At 70.6% G+C, this 22669-nt stretch carries 21 protein-coding genes and 1 pseudogene; 12 read left to right on the forward strand and 10 right to left on the reverse strand.

The window, feature by feature from the left end:
• Positions 1-168: 168 nt before the first annotated feature.
• The 5 genes from OG199_RS02265 to OG199_RS02285 are packed head-to-tail and all read left to right on the forward strand — an operon-like array spanning position 169 to position 4476.
• The gene (locus tag OG199_RS02265) at positions 169-1170 is read left to right on the forward strand and encodes an SDR family NAD(P)-dependent oxidoreductase (RefSeq protein WP_401804641.1); all 1002 of its coding nucleotides are present in this window, start codon (positions 169-171) and stop codon (positions 1168-1170) included.
• A gap of 31 nt (positions 1171-1201) precedes the next feature.
• On the forward strand, positions 1202-1915 hold the full coding sequence (locus OG199_RS02270; protein WP_356806761.1) for a sugar phosphate nucleotidyltransferase: 714 nt from the start codon (positions 1202-1204) through the stop codon (positions 1913-1915).
• Between the two features lie 7 nt (positions 1916-1922).
• Positions 1923-2849, forward strand: a complete 927-nt coding sequence (locus OG199_RS02275; RefSeq protein WP_405827600.1) for an NAD-dependent epimerase/dehydratase family protein — start codon at positions 1923-1925, stop codon at positions 2847-2849.
• Positions 2846-3508 carry a spherulation-specific family 4 protein gene (locus tag OG199_RS02280; protein WP_266707201.1) on the forward strand — a complete coding sequence of 221 codons (663 nt, stop codon included), beginning with the start codon at positions 2846-2848 and terminating at the stop codon, positions 3506-3508. The genes OG199_RS02275 and OG199_RS02280 overlap by 4 nt, the downstream gene beginning before the upstream one ends.
• The gene (locus OG199_RS02285) at positions 3505-4476 is read left to right on the forward strand and encodes an endo alpha-1,4 polygalactosaminidase (protein ID WP_405827603.1); all 972 of its coding nucleotides are present in this window, start codon (positions 3505-3507) and stop codon (positions 4474-4476) included. The genes OG199_RS02280 and OG199_RS02285 overlap by 4 nt, the downstream gene beginning before the upstream one ends.
• A gap of 232 nt (positions 4477-4708) precedes the next feature.
• On the opposite strand, the gene OG199_RS02290 is transcribed toward OG199_RS02285, so the two are convergent.
• The 3 genes from OG199_RS02290 to OG199_RS02300 are packed head-to-tail and all read right to left on the reverse strand — an operon-like array spanning position 4709 to position 5716.
• Positions 4709-5035, reverse strand: coding sequence for a DUF1048 domain-containing protein (locus OG199_RS02290; protein WP_356806766.1), 327 nt, complete (start codon positions 5033-5035; stop codon positions 4709-4711).
• Between the two features lies 1 nt (position 5036).
• Positions 5037-5393 (reverse strand): DUF1048 domain-containing protein, encoded by a 357-nt coding sequence (locus tag OG199_RS02295; RefSeq protein WP_405827605.1) that lies wholly within the window; start codon positions 5391-5393, stop codon positions 5037-5039.
• Complete coding sequence (locus tag OG199_RS02300; protein ID WP_356806770.1) at positions 5390-5716, reverse strand: PadR family transcriptional regulator; 327 nt, start codon at positions 5714-5716, stop codon at positions 5390-5392. Before OG199_RS02300 ends, OG199_RS02295 begins: the two co-directional genes overlap by 4 nt.
• A gap of 234 nt (positions 5717-5950) precedes the next feature.
• Between OG199_RS02300 and OG199_RS02305 the strand changes: the two genes are divergently transcribed.
• Positions 5951-6088 (forward strand): hypothetical protein, encoded by a 138-nt coding sequence (locus tag OG199_RS02305; protein ID WP_405827607.1) that lies wholly within the window; start codon positions 5951-5953, stop codon positions 6086-6088.
• A gap of 59 nt (positions 6089-6147) precedes the next feature.
• On the opposite strand, the gene OG199_RS02310 is transcribed toward OG199_RS02305, so the two are convergent.
• From OG199_RS02310 to OG199_RS02325, 4 genes are all read right to left on the reverse strand, one after another.
• The gene (locus OG199_RS02310) at positions 6148-8037 is read right to left on the reverse strand and encodes an SMI1/KNR4 family protein (RefSeq protein WP_405827609.1); all 1890 of its coding nucleotides are present in this window, start codon (positions 8035-8037) and stop codon (positions 6148-6150) included.
• A 559-nt stretch (positions 8038-8596) separates the two neighbouring features.
• Entirely contained in the window at positions 8597-9262 is a 666-nt protein-coding gene (locus OG199_RS02315) for a hypothetical protein (protein ID WP_356809691.1), read from the reverse strand.
• Between the two features lie 483 nt (positions 9263-9745).
• On the reverse strand, positions 9746-9991 hold the full coding sequence (locus tag OG199_RS02320; protein ID WP_405827611.1) for a DUF5133 domain-containing protein: 246 nt from the start codon (positions 9989-9991) through the stop codon (positions 9746-9748).
• Between the two features lie 394 nt (positions 9992-10385).
• Positions 10386-12839: a SpoIIE family protein phosphatase gene (locus OG199_RS02325; RefSeq protein ID WP_405827613.1), complete on the reverse strand. Its 2454-nt coding sequence runs from the start codon at positions 12837-12839 to the stop codon at positions 10386-10388.
• A gap of 480 nt (positions 12840-13319) precedes the next feature.
• Here OG199_RS02325 and OG199_RS02330 point away from each other — a divergent pair, with 480 nt between their 5' ends.
• A complete protein-coding gene (locus OG199_RS02330; RefSeq protein ID WP_405834397.1) occupies positions 13320-15554 on the forward strand; it encodes an FUSC family protein in 2235 nt (744 codons plus the stop codon).
• Between the two features lie 75 nt (positions 15555-15629).
• Here the strand turns inward: OG199_RS02330 and OG199_RS02335 are convergent, their stop codons facing one another.
• The gene (locus OG199_RS02335; RefSeq protein ID WP_356808036.1) at positions 15630-16259 is read right to left on the reverse strand and encodes a sigma-70 family RNA polymerase sigma factor; all 630 of its coding nucleotides are present in this window, start codon (positions 16257-16259) and stop codon (positions 15630-15632) included.
• Between the two features lie 433 nt (positions 16260-16692).
• Here OG199_RS02335 and OG199_RS02340 point away from each other — a divergent pair, with 433 nt between their 5' ends.
• From OG199_RS02340 to OG199_RS02350, 3 genes and pseudogenes are all read left to right on the forward strand, one after another.
• The gene (locus tag OG199_RS02340) at positions 16693-17595 is read left to right on the forward strand and encodes an oxygenase MpaB family protein (protein WP_356808034.1); all 903 of its coding nucleotides are present in this window, start codon (positions 16693-16695) and stop codon (positions 17593-17595) included.
• A 285-nt stretch (positions 17596-17880) separates the two neighbouring features.
• A pseudogene (locus OG199_RS02345) lies at positions 17881-18270 on the forward strand (hypothetical protein); the annotation flags it as partial.
• Positions 18249-18446, forward strand: a complete 198-nt coding sequence (locus OG199_RS02350; RefSeq protein WP_405834853.1) for a hypothetical protein — start codon at positions 18249-18251, stop codon at positions 18444-18446. The pseudogene OG199_RS02345 and the gene OG199_RS02350, both read left to right, overlap by 22 nt.
• An 89-nt stretch (positions 18447-18535) precedes the next feature.
• Here the strand turns inward: OG199_RS02350 and OG199_RS02355 are convergent, their stop codons facing one another.
• Complete coding sequence (locus tag OG199_RS02355) at positions 18536-19180, reverse strand: dihydrofolate reductase family protein (protein WP_405827616.1); 645 nt, start codon at positions 19178-19180, stop codon at positions 18536-18538.
• A gap of 368 nt (positions 19181-19548) precedes the next feature.
• A complete protein-coding gene (locus OG199_RS02360; protein WP_401801637.1) occupies positions 19549-20112 on the reverse strand; it encodes an NADPH-dependent FMN reductase in 564 nt (187 codons plus the stop codon).
• 137 nt (positions 20113-20249) lie between these two features.
• Between OG199_RS02360 and OG199_RS02365 the strand changes: the two genes are divergently transcribed.
• Complete coding sequence (locus OG199_RS02365; protein WP_356809699.1) at positions 20250-20774, forward strand: MarR family transcriptional regulator; 525 nt, start codon at positions 20250-20252, stop codon at positions 20772-20774.
• A gap of 335 nt (positions 20775-21109) precedes the next feature.
• Positions 21110-22438, forward strand: coding sequence for an MFS transporter (locus OG199_RS02370; protein ID WP_405827619.1), 1329 nt, complete (start codon positions 21110-21112; stop codon positions 22436-22438).
• Positions 22439-22669 lie beyond the last annotated feature (231 nt).

Genomic DNA, 22669 nt, shown 5'->3' on the forward strand with positions numbered 1-22669 from the left:
CGCACTGCCGCACCACCGCACCGCCGCACGCCACCACCGACCACCGCACGCCACCACGTACCACCGAACAGCACACCGTCGTACGGAACCACCACACGAATCCGGCCCCTGCGGGCCGTGCAGGACGCCTCGAACCGATCCGCGCAACCGACCGGAAGGAACCACGCGTTGACCTCCGCACCGCTCGCCGCCGTCACCGGAGCCGAGGGTTTCATCGGCTCGCACCTCACCGAGGCGCTGGTCGCCTCCGGGCACCGGGTGAGGGCCATGGCGCAGTACAACTCCTTCGCCTCCTACGGCTGGCTGGAGACCCTGCCCTCCGACGTCCTCGACCAGGTGGAGATCGTCCTCGGAGACGTCCGGGACCCCGGCTCGGTCCGCGGTCTCCTCGAAGGCGCCGACTGCGTCTACCACTTGGCCGCCCTCATCGCCATCCCGTACTCCTACCAGGCTCCGCACAGCTACGTGGACACCAACGTCACCGGCACGCTCAACGTGCTGGAGGCGGTGCGTGCCCTCGGCATCCCGCGCCTGGTGCACACCTCCACCAGTGAGACCTACGGCACCGCGCAGACCGTGCCGATCACCGAGGACCACCCCATCAACACCCAGTCGCCGTACGCCGCTTCGAAGGCGGGAGGGGACCGGCTCGCCGACAGCTACCACGCGAGCTTCGACACCCCGGTGGTGACACTGCGGCCGTTCAACACCTTCGGCCCGCGCCAGTCGATGCGGGCGGTGATCCCGAGCGTCATCGGACAGGTGGCGGCCGGCGCGCACACCATCACCCTCGGCGATCTGCGCCCCACCCGCGACTTCACCTACGTCAAGGACACCGCGCAGGCGTTCCTCGCGGTCGGCACCGCACCCGCCGCGCGGGTGGTCGGCCGTACCTTCAACGCCGGTACCGGAGGGGAGATCTCGGTCGGCGACCTGGTCACGCTGATCGGCAAGGTGATGGACACCGCCATCGAGGTGCGCGAGGACGCCCAGCGGATCCGGCCCGCCAACTCCGAGGTGATGCGGCTGGTCGCCGACGCCACGCGGCTGGGCGAGGCGACCGGCTGGAGCCCCGGCCACGACCTGGAGCAGGGCCTCGCGCACACCGTGGAGTTCTTCCGCGACCCGGCCAATCTCGCCCGCTACAAGACCGGCATCTACAACATCTGACCGTCCGGCACGTCCATGAAGGAGGAGTCCCATGCACGCAGTGATCCTGGCGGGAGGCAAGGGCGTCCGGCTGCGGCCCTACACCACCGCGCTGCCCAAGCCGCTCGTTCCCATCGGCGACCAGCACGCCATCCTCGAGATCGTGCTGCGCCAGCTCGCCACGGCCGGATTCACCGGCTGCACCATCGCCATCGGTCACCTCGGTGAGATCATCCGCGCCTATGTCGGCGACGGTTCGCAGTGGGGCATGGCCGTCGACTACGCCACCGAGGAGAGCCCGCTCGGCACCATGGGCCCGCTGCTCACCATGCGCGAGCGCCTGCCCGAGTCGTTCCTGGTGATGAACGGCGACATCCTCACCGACCTCGACTACGCCGACGTCCTGCGGCGCCACCGGACCGTGGGGGCACCGCTGACGATCGCCACCTACACCCGCAAGGTGCACATCGACTTCGGGGTACTGACCACCGACGCGAGCAGGGTCGTCGGGTTCACCGAGAAGCCGAGCATGGACTACAACGTCTCCATGGGCGTCTACGGACTGTCGAGGTCGACCCTCGACGGCTACACCGCGGGCCTGCCCCTGGGCTTCGACGAGCTGGTGCTCGACCTGCTGGGAGCTCAGAAACCCCCGCACGCGTACGAGTTCGACGGGTACTGGCTCGACATAGGGCGCCCCGACGACTACGACCGGGCCAACGCCGAGTTCACCACCCGCAAGTCGATGCTGCTCAAGGGAGCCTGACCACCGCATGCGCATTCTCGTCCTGGGCTTCACCGGCTATCTGGGCGGTCACGTCGTCGAGCGGCTGCGCGCCCTGCCGGGCACCCGCGTGCTCGGCGGCGGGCGCTCAGCCGCCGCGGACCTGGGCGTCGACCTCGCCACCGCCCGAACCGACCTGCTGGCCAAGGCCATGGCGTCGGTGGCGCCCGACGCCGTGATCAACTGCGCGGGATCCACCGACGGCGACGCCGTGACCCTCGCCGAGGCCAATTCCCGTGGCCCCGCCGTGCTGTGCGCGGCGCTGCGGGAGGCGGCCCCCGCCGCCCGCCTCGTCCATCTCGGCTCGGCCGCCGAGTACGGCCCCGGCACGCCGAGGACGGCGGTGGACGAGTCGGCGGCCACCCGACCCGTCACCGCCTACGGCGCAGGCAAGCTCGCCGGCACGATCACCGTCACCACGTCCGGACTCGACGCGGTGGTGCTGCGCGTGGGCAACCCGGTGGGGCCCGGCGCGCCGGCCACCGGGCTGCCCGGCCGGATCGCCGGGCTGCTGCGTGCGGCCGGCCAGGACCCGGACGCGGTGATCCGGCTGGGCGACCTGTCGGCCTACCGCGATTTCGTGGACGTACGCGACGTGGCGGAGGCGGCGGCGCTCGCGGCCACGTCGGCCGGACCGCTGCCACGTGTCCTCAACATCGGTGGAGGGGTGGCGGTCCCGGTGCGCGAGCTGGTACGGACGCTGGCGCGCACCGCGGGGTTCCGAGGGCGGATCGAGGAGAACGGCGGCGGATCCGCGCGCTCGGGTGAGGTGTCGTGGCAGTGCTCCGACATCACCGCCGCCGCCGACGCCCTGGGCTGGCGGCCGTCCCACACCCTGGAGGACTCACTGGCCGCACTCTGGGCGGCCACGACCGCGGACACGCCCATCGGCCCGGAAGGCGGCCACGCGCCGTGAGTCTGCTGATTCCGCTCTACGTCCATCCGGCCGAGGATCCCGGTGCCTGGCACCGGCTGATCACCGCCGCCACCCACACGTACGCGGTCGTCCTCAATCCCGCGAACGGACCCGGCACGAGCCCCGACCCCGCGTTCACCGCGGCGGCCGGGGCACTGCGGGCGGCCGGCGCGCGCCTGCTCGGATATGTGGACACCGACTACGGCGCGCGTCCACGGGCGGAGGTCGCGGACGACGTCGTACGGCACCGGGAGTGGTACGCGGCCGACGGCTGCTTCCTCGACCGGGTGACCTCGGCCCCGGCCGAACTCCCCGCCTGCAGAAGGCTGGTGCGGGAGGCCCGCCGACTGGGCGCCGGAACGGTCGTACTCAACCCGGGGGTCCATCCGGCTCCCGGCTACGCCCGTGTCGCCGACCTGATCGTCACCTTCGAGGGGCACTGGTCGACGTACGTGTCGGCGTTCAGCCGACCGGCGTGGACCGCGCGGCACCCGCCCGAGAGGTTCTGCCATCTGGTCTACGGAGTGCCCGAGGCGCTGGTGCCGCTCGCCGTGCGCACCGCGCGCGAACGCGGCGCGGCGGTCTCGGGACCCGTGACCGGCGAACCCCCGAATCCCTGGGCACAGTTGACGCCGGCACTGAGCGAGGCCGAGCGATGAGACACCCTGCGGTGACACGTCTGACACTGGTCGGCCTGCTGGTGACCGCGATGCTGACGGGGTGCTCGGGGTCCGACGGCAAGGACCGGGCCTCGGACGGACGACGCCCCTCCGCGGTCGGTCGTCCCTCTTCTTCGGGCGGGCCGGGCGACGCCTCCCCCGGCGCGACACACCGACCGCCGTCCGGCACCGGGCAGGCGTCCGGTGGCGGCGGCACGAGCGCCTCGGCCGGCTCGCCCGCGCCGCCCGCCACCCGCTTTCACCGGCCCGGCCGCTGGCGGCCGCGCCCGGGGGTGGCCTGGCAGTGGCAGCTCGACGGAGAGGTCCAGCCGTCGGCCGACGTGCCCGTCTACGACATCGACGGCTTCGAGAACACCGCCACGGACGTGGCCCGTCTCCACCGCGCCGGCCGCAAGGTCATCTGCTACCTCAACGCCGGCGCCTGGGAGAACTTCCGGCCCGACAGGGACGACTTCCCACGCTCCGTGCTGGGTGCCGACAACGGCTGGGCGGGCGAACGCTGGCTGGACATCCGCCGTCTGTCCGTCCTGCGGCCGATCATGGAACGCCGTATCGACATGTGCCGCGACAAGGGGTTCGACGCGGTGGAACCCGACCTGGTGGAGGGGTACGGCAACGACACCGGGTTCCCGCTGACCGCGCGCGACCAGCTCGCGTACAACCGCATGATCGCGCGGATCACGCACGCGCGCGGGATGTCCGTGGGGCTCAAGAACGACCTCCCGCAGATCCCGCAGCTCCTGGGCGACTTCGACTTCGCGGTCAACGAGGAGTGCGCCCAGTACGACGAGTGCGAACGGCTCAGTCCGTTCATCGCGGCGGGCAAGGCGGTCTTCCATGTCGAGTACAAGGAGCCGACCAGCGCGTTCTGCGCCGAGTCACGCAGACTGAAGCTGTCTTCCATGCGCAAGAAGCTGGAGCTCGGGGTGTGGCGCCAGCCGTGCTGATCCGCGCCCGGCACCCGAAGGCGCGCACCGGCGCCCGGCGGGTAACCCGCTGCCCACGCCGTGGAGGGCCGATGGAGACATGGACGGTCGCCGCGGACGAGGGCGCGCCGAAGGGAGAACTGCTCGCACCTGGGGGCGGCTGGTTCCGGGCATCGGGTCCTCTCCCGGAACCGGCGGAAGGCCCGTCGCCGCGACCGGTTCCATCGGCGGTCGCGAACCGGTCCGGCGGCTGTCACTTCCCGGCCGCGCCGGGTTCCCCGCCGATCGATTCCTGGTAGGCATCCGCGTAGGTGGGAGAGTCCTTGATCAGGTCGTCGCAGAACGCGGCGACGTCGATGCCGATGAGTTCCACCACTCCCCTGCCCGCGGCGACGCCCTCCTCGAAGAAGTCGACGATTCCAGAGAGGAGGGGCCCGTCGGACAGGCTGACCGGCCCGACCTTGAACAGGTACTTCTGCATTTCCCTGTAAACGATCTGGTAATCCGGCGGGAGTGCCTTGACCCGGGCCACGTGCGCCCGCCACTGCTTCTTGCCTTCGATGATGTCCTGGATGCTCACGTCAGCCTCCCAACCTGCTCAGTTTCCTCGCGACGTTCCTGTTCAACTGCTCGCGCCACCGGTCGCGATAGGTCCGGGCCCCTTCTCCGCCGGCAAGTGCTGCGCAGAAGCCTCGGATGTCCTCGCCGAGCACCTCGTGGACGCTCTGTCCGTCCGCCGCCGCTACTTCGAGCAGCCCCAGGGCGGCGTCGAGGATCGGCATCAGGTTGCGGCCGGTGAGGTCCCCGTAGGGGAAGAGGTGGGCGATGATCTGTCCCCACGCCGCCCGGTAGTCGTCCGGCAGGGCCTCGGCCCGGGCTTCGAACGCCTTCCATTCCCTGGTGAGATCGCTGCCTGTGACCTTCTCCCAGAAGTTCATCTCCCGCCCTCCTTGAGCCTGTCGATGCGTGAGGAGAGGTACTGCCACTTCGCCCAGAACTTCGCGAGCTCCTCGCGCCCGGCGTCGTTGAGCGCGTAGAACTTGCGCGGCGGACCGACCCCGGATGGTCGTTTCGTCACCTGGACGAGCCCGTTCCTCTCCAGCCGCAGCAAGATGGTGTACACCGTCCCCTCGATGACGTCGGCGAAGCCGAGCTCGTTCAGCCGGCGGGTGATGGCATACCCGTAGGTTTCCTCGCTGCCGATGATTTCGAGCACGCACCCTTCGAGCGTGCCCTTCAACATCTCCGTCAGGTCGTCCATCGCGGGTGCTCCTCAGCCCTGCCGGTACTACGTGGTACCGAGTATCGCTATACGGTATCACCGAGTAGCGGAACGGCAACCTCTCCGGTGGACGCAGCATCGGGCCGACTCGTTCGACGAGGGACCGGGTCCCGTCGAACGCTGCAGCCCGGTCATCGGTCGATCTGACGGGTGGGCCGTTGCACGTCAACCTGCGGAGCTTGACGGGGAATCCGCCGGCTGGGGCAGCCACGGATGGCTACGGACGTCACCTGGCCGCAGCCAGACGAGAACAGGGCTCTGACCACGGACGACACGCAGCCGCAGCCGGTCCTCACGAAGGTCGCCCAAGAGGTCGGCGCAGCAAGCGCCCGCGCGATCGACCTGAGCTGAGACCACGGCCGGTGTGCCGGGCGGGCCCGCCTTCCACGGGGGTGCGGGCCCGCACCCGCTCAGGGCCGGTGCCGTACGAAGCCGGCATAGGCGAACCCCTCGCCCGCGCGTGGCGCCCGGGTCCAGGACCGGGTGGTGAAGGTGCGGAGCCTGCCCTGGGTCAGCGCGAAGCGGGGGAGCGAGAGCCCGAGCTCGGCGTGCAGGGCCTCCAGTACACGCAGCTCGTTGTCCAGTTCGGTGTCCTGCGGGTGGAACAGCCGTGCGGGGTCCAGCGCCTCGGGTATTGCGCCGGAGCGCTGGATCTCTGTACCCCGCACGGTGAACGCGTAGAGCTCCTCGCTCTGTTCGGCCACCGACAGGTGGAATGCGGCCGGGTGGTCACCCGGCGACGAGCGCCTCGGCTCGCGCCACACCACCACCACGCGGCCGGACGAGGAGGCAGCCGGAGCGAGGGACAGGAACAGCTTGTTCAGGTGGTGGGGGTGGCCGTCGAAGGCGAAGGCCCACCCTTCGGGGGTGCGGCCGACGGCGACCACGGCACGGTCCTCCCAGAGTTCCACGCCCTCCCGCTCTCGAGGCCGGGGCGCCCGCCAGGACGCCTCACGCTGATCCGTGGGCGCGCTCAGTCCGGTGCCTTCCTCCCCGATCAGGGCGGGAAGTCGGGCGGGATCGATCCCCTCCACCCAGACACAGCGGTATCCGTCGAGCGGCCGCCGGCTCGCCGCGGGCTCCGCCAACCAGGCGAGTCCTGGCGGGTCGAGGTCGGGCACCGGCTCGGGAGCGGGACCCCGCTCCCCGGCCCGCGGTGTCGCGAGGATTTCCCGCCCACGCTCCGGGGTGATCAGCGGACCCAGGACCGGATCGGCGAGCAGGCCGATCGGGGCGATCAGCAAGGGCCCGGGAGCCTCCCACAGCGGGAGTGCGTCCCGCAGCACCCGCCACGCGGCGTCGGTCGCCCCCCAGCAGGCTGATTCCCGGGCCTCGGCGACGGCCCGGCCCCATGGACCGGGAGGCGTGTAGAGGTGGGTGCCGTCCCGCATCGTGCTCAGTACGGTCTCGACGGTCTTCCGGGCGGCCCCGCGGGCGGTCATCATCCCGAGCCAGTGGTCATCCCCGCCCAGCCGCCATTCGCCGCGTGCCGGCGCCATGGCATGCACGGGCAGAAGCTCGGGCAGGTAGCGCGGGTCGGCCACCAGGTTGCCGTAATCCCGGGAACTGCACGGAGCCAGCAGATGCCGGAGCTGGTTCAGGAGGACGGCGCTGCGTGGCCGTCCGAAGGACAGTGCTTCCTCGAGCAGGGGCAGGGCCTCCTCGTACCGTCCGCGCAGGGCCAGCAGGCGGGCCTCCTCCACCTGGGCATCCTGGTCGCGCGTGGTCGTGTTCACGAAGTCGGGCCGCTCCACTCGGTCCGAGTGGAAGCCGCGGTACATGGCCTCCATGTACGCGCGGAACGACGGGTAGCGGTCTGGCAGTTCACCGCCCCAGCCCTTGTAGAGGTAGAGCGCCCACTCACCGTCCTGGTCACTGTCGCCCGGGTCGAGCAGGGCGTACGACATGTCGGAGTCCGTCTCCAGCCGTAGCGCCCGTTGCCACATCCCGGCCAGCAGGATGTCCTCCTCGCGCGGGTTGTCGCCCAGGTTCTCCTCGTACAGCGGGGTCATGCCGAACGGATCCTGGAACCAGTCGATGTCCGCGGCGCCGCCAAGCTGATAGACCCCGGCCGTCTGGTCCACGTGCCACCCGTCGCTCACGGCCAGGAACTCCCGGTACGAGGGCGGCAGCCGCCGACCCAGCCGCTCCTCGGCCGCAGCGATCGCGGCCTCGTCCGCCGCTGGCCTGCCGGGGCGGACGAGGGAATGCCCGCCGTCCTCGTCCTCGTCCGCGCGCGGAACCCACTCCTCCTGCCACCGTCCCAGGAACGCGTGCCAGTTGAAAGACTCATCACTCATGGCCGGATGGTGTCATCCGGCACCGACAACGGTGTCGGCACTGTTCTCGTCTGGCTGCGGCCAGGTGACGCCTGTAGCCATCCGTCTTGATCAGCGGCCTGGGCCACTCCAGCAGGGACGGCCGTGTTGTCCCCGGGGAGCTGCACGCATGTACCGCGGTAAGCCCAGACGGGCCGTCGCTCTCCGGAACATTCTGTCTGCCGTAGCTATGCGAGAACCGGGCCACCTAGGCGCTGAGCTGCACAGCGGCACCACGGCGGAAACGATCTTGAGACCGATGTCAAAGCCCAAGTCGGAGCTCGTGACAAGAGCTCGAGCGTTGGCTCCGGTGCGGCGTGACCGAGGTGACGATGCGGCCGTTCAGAGGGTGTGAGTACTCGGCCGTGGATCGTGGACGACAACTTATGGGCACTGATCGAGCCGCTGCTGCCGCCTTGGCAGGAGCGATCACCAGGGCCACGGGCAGCGAACCGGGGCGGCAGCGTGGCGCGCCAGGACGCGCGGCCACGGGCGGGTACGGGCTGCCCGGCGGGGTTTCGACTTCATCGATCTGCCGAGATCACTCTTGGCTCAAGGCAGCTCGCAGGTAGGCGATCAGGTCACCGGTCGGCACCTCGACCCAGGCGGCCTCAGGCCCTCCGACACGTCTGACCTCATAACGTTCCCCGTCCAACTCATGCACCAGAACCTGACGGCTCGTTGCGTCCAACGGATCAACACGCAGGCGTACGGCACCGTGCGTGATCGTCGGGAACATGTTCTGCAGTACCTCATCCGCATGGAGGCGGCGCAGCAGGTTCCATTGTCGTCGGTGGAAGTCGGACGACAGGAGCTCGGACCACTGCAACGAGGTGGGCTCTCCACTTGCGATCGCACGGGCGAATTCATCGAGCTCCATGAACTCGAATGTCTCCTTCAACTCGTCCAGGGGCGTGCCTTCCCGCCACGCCGCGACGGCCTCCACAAGCAATCCGAGATCCCCCGTAGAACCGATCTCCCGGGCGTACCCGGGGATGTGCGCATGCAGCCGGAACAGACGTTCCTCAGCCGCAGGATCGACCAACAGGAACCCTCTGTCTGTTTCGATACTGATGACGTCCGTGACCCAAGGCGACAGCCCGATGTCGCGTCCGCGTAGCTCCGCCACCTCTCTCATGGCAGCCGCGAGACCGCCCGAAGCGGTCACGTCCGGGTACGGGTCATTCCGATGGGTGCCCATATTCATTCGATTCCTCAGCAGTGGCAGTAGCCGATGACCGCGCCTTCTACGGGGCCGGCTTCCCCGGCACTGACAGGTCCGGGATATCCATCACAGGGTCCGCTGCCGAAGCAAGTGACCAAGTGATCGCTCTGATTCGGGAGAATGAGGAGTTGTCACCGACTCTCTCCATGGCCCCGCCGTCGACGACACCAGGAACGCCATCCGCCGAACTCCTTCGCCCGGTGCTTCCGTGATCGGACTGCCGGTGATCAGAGATCAGGTCCTCATCCCTGTACTCCATCAGCTTCCATGTGAATTCGCCTGAACCTTGGAGAGTTGGAGAGTTGGGGACTGTCCGGAGGGGTGCGGGTGTCGCGATCGGCGGTGCTGGGCAGACCCGGATGCCCGCGGTGGCGGTGCTGTCGGCGACGAGGTCCGCTCCTGACCGCGCCTTGAACGGGTCCCGGTGGTGCGCCTCATCTCGCGGGCGGGGAGGAGCCGCCGCTGCTACGCGGCCAAGGTCTCGTCCGCTTGCGTGCCGCCCTCACGGTCGGTGCTGTAGCGCTCCAGCAGGGCGTCCGCTGCGCGCAGAGCCTGCTCGGCCGTCCGGGCCCCGGTCATCACGCACAGCGTGTACGTCACGTCGTCCAGCGCCCGGCTGGTACGGCCGGTGGGGCAGACATCGTGATCGATACGCGTCTGCGCGAACCGGGCCAGTACCGCGCGCAGTTCCCTCTCCGCCGGAAGGATCATGATGGTTCCTCTCCCCAGAACACAGCTCGCGTGACAGCTGACCGACAGCGCGAGAAACAGGTCGCATGTATGGCATCTGGCACCGCACTCAGCACCGAGCGGGCGTCAGGCCTGACTTCGTGTGCCCCGAGTCGACAGGCCTATGCCACCGCGCGCAGGCACCCCCCGATGACTTGACCCGCACGGCCGCCTCCGCCGATCACCTGACACTCGGATGGTCCAGGATGGTGAAAGCAACCGTCGCAGGCGACTTGTCGATCTCCTGTGACGCGCTTCGCCCTCACGGCGAGCTTCCGTGCGGATAGCCCGTCCCCGCAACCGACGTCCAGTGCGTCGCCGCAACGTCGTCCGGTCCGGTCGCCCGCGGTGCGTACACGGTCCAGATACACAGGCATCATCCAGTCTCCGGAGAGGCCGAAGATTCCGAGGTGAGAGGGAGGGCCTGTTCGCTCCACACCGTCTTGCCTTCCGCGGTGTAGCGGGTACCCCATCGTTGGGCGAGTTGAGCGACGATGAACAGACCGCGTCCCCCTTCGTCGACTGTGCGGGCGTGGCGCAGGCGGGGGGAAGCGGCCGCGTCGTCGTGCACTTCGCAGGTGAGGGTGCGGTTCTTGATGAGGCGTAGCCGCAGGGGCGGGGCACCGTAGCGGATCGCGTTGGTGACGAGTTCGCTGACGATCAGTTCGGCTGCGTAGGCGGTGTCTTCGTCCACGTTCCAGTCTGCGAGTGTCCGGCGGGTGTGTTCGCGGGCGGTGGCCGCCGCTGCGGGGTCGTGTTCGAGGAGCCAGCCGGCCAGGGAGTGTGCGGGAAGGGGCCGGGTGCGGGCGAGGAGGACGACCGCGTCACCGGCGCGGTCCGTGCCGCGGAGGGTGGAGAGGAGGTCGTCGCGCAGGTCCTGGAGGGGCCGGCCGGGTTGAGCAAGGACGTCGGACAGGAGTGCGGCGGCAGCGTCGGAATGGGCGGGGGGTGTGGGCAGGATCGTGGGGGTGCAGAGGGCGAGGATGCTGCCGTGGGGCAGTTCGGTGGTCGTGGCGGCGAAGGGGGGACCTTCCGCGCCGCCCAGGTCAGGGCCTGGGGCGCCGTCCGGGACCTCGGTGCTGCTGTCGGGGCGGACGATCACGGGTGTGGTGTTCCCGGCCCGTGCGAAGGTGCATGTGCGGCTGAGCGGGTCGTAGACCGCGTAGACGCAACTCGCCGAGAGCGGTTGCCGGTGCAGGGGGTCGCCGACGGGCAGAGTCGCGCGCTCTGCTGCCAGGAATGCCGCCGTGTCGTTGAGGCGTGCGAGGAGCTCGTCGGGTTGCAGGTCCAGCGCGGCAAGGGAGCGGACGACGGTGCGCAGTTGTCCCATGGTGGTGGCGGCCTGGATGCCGCGGCCGGCGACCTCTCCGACGACCAGGGCCGTGCGGGCGCCGGACAAGGGGATCGTGTCGAACCAGCCTCCCCCGCCGTCGGCGCCGGGCACGTACAGGTGCGCGGTCTCGACGGTGGTGTCCGAGGCGGAACAGCGGGGAAGCTGGTGTCGCTGGACCGTCGCGGCGATGGTGTGCTCGCGGGTGAACCGGCGGGCGTTGTCGATGCACAGAGCGGTATGGGAGGCCACATCGAGAGCAAGGCCGACATCGTCCTCGGTGTAGGGGTCGGACGCGCCGATGCGATAGAGGCTCAGTACTCCCAGTGGGGTTCCACGCAGAGCCAGGGGCGCCACGATGAGTGTGTGCGATCCGGTCGTACGGATCGCCCCGGCCCTGGCGGGGTCGGCGTCGAGCCAGGGGCTTGCGGGACTCAGGGCCACGAGGCGGGGACGGAAATCGGTCATGGCCTCCGCGTAGGGGGTCACGAAATTGAGGCTCCGCACGTCGCCCACCGGGTGGGCCCGTGTCTGCCGGGCGTCGCGGGTGCGGAACGCGGCGCGGAGCAGGGGAACATCCTGAGCGAGGGGCCCTGTCGCGGGCTCCTCGCCGCGTACCACGGCATCCACGACTTCCACCACGGCGACGTCGGCGAAGTCGGGCACCAGGGTGTCCACCAGCTCGTGGCAGGTGGAGATCACGTCCAGGGTCCGTCCCACACGCTCGCGCACGGCGTTCAGGACACGCAGCCTGGCACGCGCCTGTTCCTCCTCCGTGACGTCCACCACCGTGACGGCCAGCCCCAGGACCGTCCCTTGCGGGTCCTGCAGGCGGAACGCCGAGACCGACCGGATCTTTTCCCGCCCCTGTTCGGTCACCAGCCGCATGGGGACCAGGTACTCGCGCACGGGCACGCCGCTTTCCAGCACGCCACGCAGCATCGCCTCCGCCTCGTCGGGGGCGGACAGTCCGGCGTACGCCTCGGCGAAATGCAGTCCGAGCAGGCTTTCGACGGGCACGCCGCGCATGCCCTGCGTGGCGGTGTTGACCCGCACGACCCGAAGTTCCGTATCGAGAACGTGCAGCCCCACCGGTGACTGTGTGAACAAGGCATCCAAGATCGCCCCTCCCACTTTGTCCCCCACGTCCCCACCCGCCGGCGTCCATCGCGTCGGGTCCTCGTCCGCCACAGAAATCACCTCCGCCACCCAGACTGCCCGAGCGGCGTCCCGATGGACCACCACGCCACGTCGGGTACCCGAACAGCCCCAGAACCGCCGGGCGGCCGGTGTTCTCCACGGCTTCGCTCCAGCCCGTACCCACAGGTCAGCCTCCCGCAGTTCGCGCTTGAGGACCTTGCCCGTGGCGTTGACGGGCAGGTCGTCGAGGAAGCCCACCAGGCGGGGGTACACGTAGGCGTTCGTCGTCTTCCCGCACCAGGCGATGATGTTCGTCCTCGGTGGGGTGGACCCGGCCGGCCGCGGCACCTCCCTGGGCATGGTCATCCTCGTCCGGAACTCGGCAGGATCGAAAAGGCCGTGGGTCACCCCGAGCCCCCTGTGCGGATCGTGCCCTCCGGGAAACGGGGCCCGAAGGAGCCGCCGGACCTCCTGGCCCGACTGCACGGCTCCGGAACGGTCGGACTCGTCGACCTCCAGTGTCGCGCGAAGCTGAGCCGTGGTGCGACGGGCCCCTCCTCGCGGCAGGCAGCGTTCGCCCCCTCGCGGCGTTCGGCCCCTCGCGACGTTCGGCCCGTCGCAGCGTTCGCCCCCTCGCGGCGTTCGGCCCGTCGCGGCGCCCGCCACGAGGCGGCCGGCCGGGCCCCCGGTCGGCGGCACAAACATCGAGTCGTGCCATGCTGGACACGCTGATCATGGCGGAGAGCGGGGACGAAAGGCAGCGTGAGCACAGCGACACGGCCGGGCCGGGCAAGGATCTGGGACCGATTCGCGGCATCGGATCCCGGGCTGCTGCGGCTCATGGCCGGCCTGCGGACGGTGGGGGCCATCGCGCTCACGCTCGCCGTACTGGCTGTCATGAGTGTGGATGTGACGCACATGGTGGCCGGAGCCATGGCGGCTATGGTCGGCACCTTCGCCATCAAGGACAAACAGCGCCGCGACCAGGCACTGACGCTCCTGCTGGGACTGCCCGTGGCGCTCGCGGCGATGTCACTGGGGGCGCTGCTCAACAAGACCGTCGTCGTGGGCGACCTCTTCTTCGTCGCGCTGATCTTCGCCGCCGTGTACAGCCGCCGGTTCGGCGACCGCGGGACCGCCCTGGGGCTCATCGGGTTCCAGATCTACTTCGTGTCGCTCTTCGTCAGGGCCACCTTCTCCGCTCTGCCCGGCCTGTGCGTCACGCTCGCCATCGCGTTCGTGTGCAGCGCGCTGGTGCGGTTCGTCGTCGTGCCCGAGACGCCCGAACGCGTTCTGGACCGGCTGCGCAAGGCCTTCCGGACTCGTCTGGCACAGCTCGTGTCCGCCCAGATCGAGCTGCTGGACGCCGGGCCCGACCGCGTCGAGAAGGCCCTGGAGGAACTGCGGCGGCACACGGCCCGGCTCCACGAGAGCGCGATGATGATCCAGGGGCAGCTGGCGGAGGGGACCAGTGACAGCGCCACCGCCTCGCTCGTGCAGCGCCGGGTCGCCGAAGCCGAGATCGCCGCCGAACGGCTCGGCGTGCTCCTGCTCACCGCCCGCAGCGCGGAACGGGCGGACACGCTCACCCTGCATCTGCCGCACGCACCCGTCCCCGCGCCCGGGGACCGCCTCAGGGCCCAGGACGGGATCACCGCCACCCTGCGCCGCGATCTCGAAGCGCTGCGCCTGCTGGTCCTGCGCCCGATCGCCGACGACCGCGGCACCGCGCTGGCCCACCTGCGCAACCGGCTCCTCGGCTACCGCGACGAGGAGAACCTGCCGCAGGCCTCGACCGCCGTGCAGGACGTCTTCCGTGGCATCGGCGAGACGGCGCGCTCCGTGCTCGGACTGCGACTGGCTCTCGACGGGCCCCAGGACGAGTCCGACGACACCCCGTCGACGACCCGTTCGCGCGAGGAACTGGACGCCGAGGACGTCTCCATCGCCGGGTCCGAGGAGGCCGAGCGGGAGGAGAGCGGTCGCCGGGGCTGGGAGCGTCCGACGACGCGGACCGCGGTCCAGGTCGCGGTCGGCTCGGCGCTGGCCATCGTCGGCGGTGAGTTCCTCTCCAGTCAGCGCTGGTACTGGGCGGTGCTGACCTGCTGGGTCGTGTTCCTGAACACGGCGTCCACCGGGGAGATCCTCGTCAAGGGGTACCGCCGGCTGATCGGCACCGTCCTCGGTGTCGTCGCCGGCGCCCTCCTGGCGGGCCTGGTCGGCACCCACACGTGGACGGCGTTCGGGCTCGTCCTGCTGTTCATCTTCGCCATGTTCTTCACCGCGCCGCTGTCCTACGCCCTGATGTCGTTCTTCGTCACGGCGATGCTGGGCCTGCTGTACACCCTGCTCAACACCTACAGCACCGCGGTGCTGGTCCTGCGTATCGAGGAGACCGCGCTCGGTGCCGTCTGCGGGGTCATCGCGGCCGCCCTGGTCCTGCCGGTGCACACCGACCGCCGGACCGACGAACTGCTGGCCACGGTGCTGCGCCGGCTCGAGGACGTCACCGGCGCGGCGGTGGATCAGCTCAGCGGCGGCCCCACGCTCGATCTGCTGGACAGGGCGCGGGACCTCGACAAGGCGCTGGACGATCTGCGGTCCTCCGTCCAGCCGCTGACCCATCCGATCACCCCGCTGCGCTCCCGCCGTCAGACGGCGCGCTATCTGGTGGCCCTCCTGGAGACGTGCGCCTATCACGCGCGTTCCCTGGCGGCGACGGCGCAACTCCTCCCCCACAGCAAGACCGTCGCGGCCGATCCGCGTCTGAAGAAGGCCGGCCGGCGCATCGCGCACAACATCGAGGTCCTCGTCGCGCGCGTCGAGGACGACGACAGCGAGGGCGTGGCCGAGACCGGTGCCAGTCTCGCGGCCCTGCTGGAGCCGGAAGGTCCCGACGGCCCGCGCCACGACCGGGTCACCACGCGTGTCCTGCGGCATCTGCAGCGGCTGGACGAGGGGGTGGTCGGTCTGGCCCGCCCGCTCGGTGTCCCCGTCTCGACCGGTGAAGGCGTGTCGTCCCCGGGGGCCGCGTCCTCGCGGAAGACGGCGCCCTCGCAGGGTCCCGCCGCCTAACAGAACGGCGAGGGCCGCGCGGCGCACCGTGCGCTCACGAGACGGCCGGGCTTCCTCGTCGTCCTCACGTACGCCCTAACCGCGACGACTGCCGGTGCCCGTCTCCTCCCGCAGCCGACGGCCGAGTCGGTGCAGCCCGCGCCGGGCGTGGCTCTTGACCGTCCCCAGTGGCCATCCGGTGAGCTGGGCGATCTGGGTGTGCGTGAGGTCGTCGTAGAACGCGAGGCTCAGGGCCCGGCGCTGCGGTGCGGGCAGTCGAGCCAGTTCCTGCCGGACGAGGACCCGGTCGAGGACCGTGTCGGCCGGGGACGCGGAGTCGTGTGCGGTCAGGGACATCACCGCGCCGGCCGCCGCGACGAGGTCGGCGCGCCGGGTACGGGCCGTCAGCGCGTCGGCGATCTTGCGGCGGGTGATCCCGACGAGCCAGGCGGCGAGGGCGCCGCGCTCGGGCGAGTACCCGGCGCGCCCCCGCCACGCGGCGAGGAAGACGAGTTGGGTGACGTCCTCCGCCTCGGCGGCGTCCCCGAGGGAACGCCGGGCCAGGGTGTACACGAGGCGGCCCCAGCGGTGGTACGCGGCGGCGAGGCACTCCTCGTCGCCGTCGGTGAATCCGGTGGCGAGTTCCTCGTCGGTGAGCGAGTCGCGCACCGCGGCCCTCAGCACCGCGGCGTCGGGGTTCCGCTCGGTGCTCTGCTGTGCGGTCATGGTGACTGCTCCTCGTGCCGGGCGGAATCCGCCCCGGCTTCCGGGACTGTCTGCCCCACCGTCAGGGCGTGCCGTCCCGGAGGTGTCGGGGGCTCCCGTCGTCCGGAGCCGTTCCGTCCCCGCCACCATGCGGAGATTCGATGCGACGTGGCAACTTGCATCGACTCTGCATCGACTTCTCCCCTCCCCGCCCCCGCAGGAGCCCTGAGCCACGAGCACGGGGGAGAGACGAGGCAGGGAGTCCGGGGCGGTCGCAGGCAAGGACCGGTCCCGGACCGCATCCGAGGGCCCGTGGGGAACGGAATCCACGACGGGACGGTGCCGTGGCCCCGCCCGTGAGGACAATGGACCGTGGTCCCCGGGCGTTTCGCGGTCAAGGGTGGAAGGCCCGCACGGCGGGACCGCCGGGAACACCGTCCGACGGAAGGCCACCATGACGAGACCGACCGGACCGCAGCCGACCGTGCCCCATGCCCGCCTGCGCGAACGGCTGGGGAACAGCCTCTTCGCCCGTGTCGCCGGACCCGACGGCCCCGAGAACCGCGCCCGGATCCACGGCACGCCCGGACCCCGGTGGTTCGGCCCGGACCGCCCCATCCGCACGGTGCACGGGGACGCGTCGATGTTCATCGGCGGGCTCTCGGCGCTCCTGCTCCAGTCGCTCCATCCGCTCGCCATGGCCGCCGTGTCCGCCCACTCCGGCTTCCGGGGCGACCCCTGGGGGAGGCTGCAGCGCACGAGCACCTTCCTGGCGGTGACGACGTACGGCACCGCCGACAGTGCGCAGGAGGCCTGCGCCCGGGTTCGTGCGGTCCACGAGCGGGTGCGTGGGGTCACCGGTGAGGGAACGCCGTACCACGCCTCGGACCCGCGGCTGCTCGGCTGGGTCCACCTCGCGGAGACGGACAGCTTCCTGCGCGCGCACCAGCGTTACGGCGTCCGCCCCCTGTCCGACGGCGACTGCGACGCGTACGTCGCCGACACCGCCCGGGTCGCCGTCGCGCTCGGTGTCCCCGACCCGCCGACGAACCGCGCCGAGCTGGCCGCGCGCCTGACCGCGTACCGGGGCGAGCTACGGGCCACCCCCGAGGCGCGGGCCACCGCGCGCTTCCTGCTGCTCGACCCGCCCGTGCCGCTGGTCGCCCGCGTGCCGTACGGGGTGCTCGCCGCCAACGCCGTCTCGCTGCTGCCCTCCTGGGCCGCCGCGGAGCTCGGGTTGCCCCGACTGCCGGTGGTCGACGGTCTGTTCGTACGCCCCCTCGGCGGTGTCGTGACCTCGGTGGTTCGATGGGCGATGGCACCCTCGCGGAGCCGGCTGCCCTCCCCCGTCGAGTGACGGCCCGTCAACTGCTGCTCCGTGTATGGCCACAGCAGTGCCACTGATCCTCCGGTGGGTCGGACATGCGGATCACAGCAGCCACATCACGTGGACCAGGACCCGACCGCCCAGGGCCAGGCGTAACCCGGGCGCGAGGGGCACCCCCCCCACGCGTAGGAGTTCGGCGAGTCGGGGCTTGAGCTGATCCGGCCTCCCCGGCAGCGCGAGCCCACGGACGAGAAAACATGGTGGCCGGCCGCCGCCGAGCTGCGACGATGCGGCTGTTTCCGACGCGGAGGGTCCTTGTTCGTATTCGTTTGTGCGAGGTGCGATGCCGAGCTGACCGTCCCCTTGTCCCAGGTCTCCCTTCCGGCCCACACACGCCAGGTATACGGGAACGGGGTCCAGCTTCCGGTGCTCATGGAGGCGGGGACCTTTGCCGTGGACCCGGACCCCTGGGGAGGGCCGTGGCGGATGTGGGACGAGATCCATCCGGGCGAGGCGGAGGCACGCGGCATCTACGCGCCTGTCCACGCCCTGTCCGACGGCGCGCCCGGCGCGAGTGTCATCGCGCCCGGTGATGTCCGCGGAACCCGGTTGATCCCCGAGAAGCGCGGCGGTGCCTGCTGTGGCCTCGACGAAGCCGACGGACCCAACATGGCCTGCCTGACGTGCGACCTGCCCGTGGCGGCCGCGTGCCCCAGGACGTACTCCGCGACGACCCCCTCCCGCTGCTCCCCAACCATCCGTTCCAGGCCGACCGGGGAACGTTCCGGCACACCTTGGTCCGGCTGCCGGCCGTCCGCGGCCCGTGGATGCGCACGGTCCTCGAGAAACTCACGCAGGAAGGGTCGATCGACCTCTTCTAGGGCGTCCGGGCCCGCCAGGCCGACGCGTGACGGGGGCGGCCTGGCAGATTCACCGGCGACGACACGGGCCCACCTATCGCGGGGCGGCTTCAGTCGTCGCGCCCGGCGCCGCGGGCGGGTGCGCTCATGTCCCCCGTCGCGGGCGTCCCGTCGGCGAGCCCGTAGCGCAGGTACACGATGCCCTTCGGACCGGCTGCCGGCGGTTCGAGGAGTGTGACGTTCGTGGGCACCTCGCCACCGTCGAACACCTTCTTCCCGACGCCGAGCACGACCGGGTGCACCCAGAGGTCGAGACGGTCGAAGAGCTTCTCGCGCAGCAGGGTCTGCACCAGGTTCAGGCTCCCGACGACCTTCACGTGCTCGTGCCGGTCACGGATCTCGCGCACCGCGGCGGCCAGATCCGGGCCGAGCTGCGTGGACCCGGCCCACGAGAGGTCGGGCCTGCCGCGGGAGGCCACGTACTTCGGGACGCTGTTGAAGAGCGTGGCGATCTCGTTGTCCTGGCCGCCCTCCTGGTGCGGCCAGTAGGCGGCGAAGATGTCGAACGTCCGCCGACCGAGCAGGAGGGCGTCCGTGCCCTCGTACGCGGCACCGACCTGTGCCCCGGCGACCTCGTCCAACAGGGGCGCCTGCCAGCCGCCGAACGGGAACCCCACCGGGTCCTCCTCCGGGCCGCCGGGCGCCTGCCCGACGAGGTCGAGGGTTGCGAACAGCTCGATGTGGATGAGGCCCATGCCTTGCTCCCGACGATGTGGGTGTACCGGTCGGCAGGTAGACCTCTGGGCGCCGGCGGACTCATCGCCGCGACGGCATCCGACTTCGCCGTGGTGGTCGCTTCCTTCCTCTCGCCGACCGACGCAGGACCGGTGGGACCTGGCCGTCGCCAAGCGTGCGCCTGGGCCGCAGCGCCATTTCGAGGAGTTGCGCCCGGCCCCACTGACGAAGCGCCCCCGGACCCACTGACAACGAACGACACCGCGGACAGTGCGGTTCTCGGATGCGGTCCCGGAACCCGACCTCGGTCTGTTCCAGGACCGCACCTCAGGTGGCCGTCACCCGTCCTGCGAGGGGCGGGGCGTCAGACCCCATGTCAGGCCCGGTGTCAGACCCGGACCGTCTTGAGGGCGCGGGCCCAGGACTCCAGCTGGTCGAACAGGGCGGTCGCGGAAGCGTCGTGCTGCTCGCCCGGCTTGAAGACGGAGAAGTTCTCGAAGTCGGTGAACAGCGAGAAGGACAGCTGCTGACGCACATGGGCCAGCTGCAGTTCGCTGGCCACGGCCCGCAGGTGCTCGATGGCCCGGGCGCCGCCGAGAGAACCGTAGGAGACGAAGGCGGCGGCCTTGTTGTTCCACTCGCCGTACAGGTAGTCGATCGCGTTCTTGAGCACGCCGGAGGTGGAGTGGTTGTACTCGGGGGTCACGAAGATGTACCCGTCGAACTCGGCGATCTTCGCCGCCCAGGTCTTCGTGTGCTCACCCTGGTACTGACCCATGGCCGGCGGCATCGCCTCGTCCAGGTGGGGCAGCGGGTAGTCGGCGAGGTCGACCAGCTCGTACTCGACACCGGCGCGGGCACCGGACCGGTCCACCACCCAGTCCGCGACGGCCTTCCCGTTGCGGCCCGGCCGGGTGCTGCCGAGGATGACGGCGATCTTCAGATCACTCATGGGGTCTTCTCCTTGATGGGCCGGCCGGTCCGAGGCCGATCCTCGCACTTGAAGTTTCATGTCACATCCTAGACGAGTGGCACATGAAAGTTCAAGCGCGAGGACTCGTGAACGTTCACGCCCGCTAGACTCCCGTCATGCCCGAACAGCCTCCGCACCCGAACGATCAGCCCCACTGGCTGACCCCGGACGAGCTGGAGACATGGCGGCAGGTCGGCCTGATGGTGCACAGACTGTCCGCCGCCCTGGAAGTGCAGCTGCAGCAGGACGCGCACCTCAGTTACATCGAGTACTACGTCCTCGCCGGACTGTCCGACCAGCCGGGACACCGGATGCGGATGAGCGACCTTGCCGTCCTCGCCAACTCCGAGCAGTCCCGTCTCTCCCACCTGATCAGCAGGCTGGAACGCCGGGATTTCGTCCGCCGCGAGCCCGACCCCACCAACGGCCGCTACACCCAGGCGATCCTGACCGAAGCCGGCCACGCCCATCTCGTCGAGGCCGCCCCGGGACACGTGGCCCGGGTCCGCGACCTCGTCTTCGACGTACTCGACCCCGGCGTACTGGACAGTCTGCGCATCGCCGCCGAGAAGATCAGCGAGCGGATCGACCGCCGGGAGCAGCAGGCCTGCCTCCGCAAGGACACCACCCCTCGGCAGTAACAGCGGGACGTCACGACGTGACGGACCCCGCGGAAGGCCGGGTATGCGCCCTCCCTTGCCACACCGGGAGCAGGCGGCGGATCACGTCCCGCGGGCGCCTTCGCCTTTCGCGCCGGGCGGCCGAGGGCTACTGTTCGGGTGCGGCGAGTGACCCATGAGGAGCGAGAACATGGTCGGTTTTCCGAGCGCGCGCTGACGTTGTGGGCCGTGACCGGCCCGTCATCGCGTGCTGCCCTTGACGTTGCGGCACAGCGAGCCTCCTCCTGCCTGAACCGTCGGTGCGCCTCTCGGGTGCCCGGTGGCGGGCGTCGTTGTCGGCAACACAAGGGATTCCCGTGCCGTCCGCTTCCTCCGCTGTATCCGATTCCGACCGACCTGTTCCGTCAAGCCTGTGGCGGGACGTCGACTTCCGCAGACTCTGGACGGGTCAGACGGCCTCCCAACTCGGTGAGCACGCGAGTCTGGTGGTTCTGCCGCTCATCGCCGTCCTGACGCTCCACGCCAGTGCCGGCCGGCTGGGTGTCCTTCGCGCCGTGGGGCAGGCGCCGATCCTGTTGCTCTCGCTCTTCGCCGGCGCGTGGGTGGACGGATGGCGGACTCGCACGACGATGGTGCTCACGGACGTCGGTCGGGCCCTGGCTCTGGGCGCCGCCGCCGTGGCCTGCCTCTTCGACCGGCTCGGCCTGCCCGCTCTGCTTGCGCTCGCCTTCGCCATCGGGGCCCTGTCCGTGTTCTTCGACGTGGCCTACCAGGCGTCTCTGGTACGGCTGGTGGAACGCGACCACCTCGTGCGCGGCAACAGCGCGCTCGAGGGCAGCCGGTCCGCCGCCCAGATCGGCGGCCCCGCCCTCGGCGGTGCGTTGGTGTCCCTGTCGGCGCCGTTGGCCGCCGCCGTCGGCGCGCTGTTCTTCGCGCTGTCGTTCCTGTCGATCCGGCGGATCCGCCGGATCGAATCGATCCCGGAACACTCGGAACGTCCCCCTCGCGTCTGGCACCGCATTCATGAGGGCCTGCGCTTCGTCGTCGGCGATACCGCGCTTCGAACCGTGTGCCTGGCCTCGGCCGCCTTCCAGTTCTCCTTCGCGGCGATGATGACCGTCTACCTGCTCTTCCTGCCGCGGGAACTCCACCTGTCGGGCACCGTCGTCGGGCTGGCGCTCGCCGCGGCGGGACCCGGCGCGCTCCTGGGCTCGCTGCTGGCCGCCCGCCTGCCCAACCGGTTCGGGCATGGCGCGGTACTCGTGTCAGCGGCGGCGGTCGGAGACGGCGCGTTCCTGTGTGTGCCCGCGCTGCACGGCTCCTCCGCGCCGACGGTCGCCACGCTCCTGGCATCCGGCTTCGTGTTCGGGACCGGCGGCCAATTGGTGAACGTCACGGTCATGGCCGTCCGGCAGGCCGTCACTCCGGACGGGATGCAGGGCCGCGCGGCTGCGACGATCACCTGTATGGGCATGGGGCTGACCCCGCTCGGCTCCCTGCTCGGCGGATTCCTCGCGGACGCCTGGGGGTTGCGCACCAGCCTCCTGGTGACGGCCGGGGGCATGCTGCTGTCGCCGGCGGTGATGGCTTCGTCCCCGCTCGCACGCCTGGGACGGGCGCTTCCGGCCTCGCGGGGCACGTCGCCGACGGCCGGCCGTGACATCGAGGAGGCGGACTCGCGCTGATCGTCGATTCGGCGTTCACGTGGCTCCCGGCGCCAACCCTGCCCCCGGGGACACGGCAGGCGGGCGGGAAACCACCTTGATCCTGAACGGTGTTGTACCAGGTGAGCGCAATCGACGCTGACGGCACGGCAGTTCCCGCGTGCCTCACGGCCGCTCCGCCGCCCTCGGCGGCGGAGCGGCCGGAACGTGGTCGAGCCCCTTGGCGCGACGGGCGCGCAGATGCCGGGACAA

Source organism: Streptomyces sp. NBC_01176 (assembly GCF_045039825.1).
GTDB lineage: Bacteria > Actinomycetota > Actinomycetes > Streptomycetales > Streptomycetaceae > Streptomyces.

What these genes read in the sequence shown, in the direction of transcription:
- OG199_RS02270 (WP_356806761.1), top strand. Translation starts at nt 1,202, where the DNA reads ATGCACGCAGTGATCCTGGCGGGAGGCAAGGGCGTCCGGCTGCGGCCC.
- OG199_RS02275 (WP_405827600.1), top strand. Translation starts at nt 1,923, where the DNA reads ATGCGCATTCTCGTCCTGGGCTTCACCGGCTATCTGGGCGGTCACGTC.
- OG199_RS02285 (WP_405827603.1), top strand. Translation starts at nt 3,505, where the DNA reads ATGAGACACCCTGCGGTGACACGTCTGACACTGGTCGGCCTGCTGGTG.
- OG199_RS02295 (WP_405827605.1), bottom strand. Translation starts at nt 5,393, where the DNA reads ATGAACTTCTGGGAGAAGGTCACAGGCAGCGATCTCACCAGGGAATGG.
- OG199_RS02300 (WP_356806770.1), bottom strand. Translation starts at nt 5,716, where the DNA reads ATGGACGACCTGACGGAGATGTTGAAGGGCACGCTCGAAGGGTGCGTG.
- OG199_RS02305 (WP_405827607.1), top strand. Translation starts at nt 5,951, where the DNA reads ATGGCTACGGACGTCACCTGGCCGCAGCCAGACGAGAACAGGGCTCTG.
- OG199_RS02310 (WP_405827609.1), bottom strand. Translation starts at nt 8,037, where the DNA reads ATGAGTGATGAGTCTTTCAACTGGCACGCGTTCCTGGGACGGTGGCAG.
- OG199_RS02315 (WP_356809691.1), bottom strand. Translation starts at nt 9,262, where the DNA reads ATGAATATGGGCACCCATCGGAATGACCCGTACCCGGACGTGACCGCT.
- OG199_RS02320 (WP_405827611.1), bottom strand. Translation starts at nt 9,991, where the DNA reads ATGATCCTTCCGGCGGAGAGGGAACTGCGCGCGGTACTGGCCCGGTTC.
- OG199_RS02325 (WP_405827613.1), bottom strand. Translation starts at nt 12,839, where the DNA reads ATGCCCAGGGAGGTGCCGCGGCCGGCCGGGTCCACCCCACCGAGGACG.
- OG199_RS02330 (WP_405834397.1), top strand. Translation starts at nt 13,320, where the DNA reads ATGGCCGGCCTGCGGACGGTGGGGGCCATCGCGCTCACGCTCGCCGTA.
- OG199_RS02335 (WP_356808036.1), bottom strand. Translation starts at nt 16,259, where the DNA reads ATGACCGCACAGCAGAGCACCGAGCGGAACCCCGACGCCGCGGTGCTG.
- OG199_RS02340 (WP_356808034.1), top strand. Translation starts at nt 16,693, where the DNA reads ATGACGAGACCGACCGGACCGCAGCCGACCGTGCCCCATGCCCGCCTG.
- OG199_RS02355 (WP_405827616.1), bottom strand. Translation starts at nt 19,180, where the DNA reads ATGGGCCTCATCCACATCGAGCTGTTCGCAACCCTCGACCTCGTCGGG.
- OG199_RS02360 (WP_401801637.1), bottom strand. Translation starts at nt 20,112, where the DNA reads ATGAGTGATCTGAAGATCGCCGTCATCCTCGGCAGCACCCGGCCGGGC.
- OG199_RS02365 (WP_356809699.1), top strand. Translation starts at nt 20,250, where the DNA reads ATGCCCGAACAGCCTCCGCACCCGAACGATCAGCCCCACTGGCTGACC.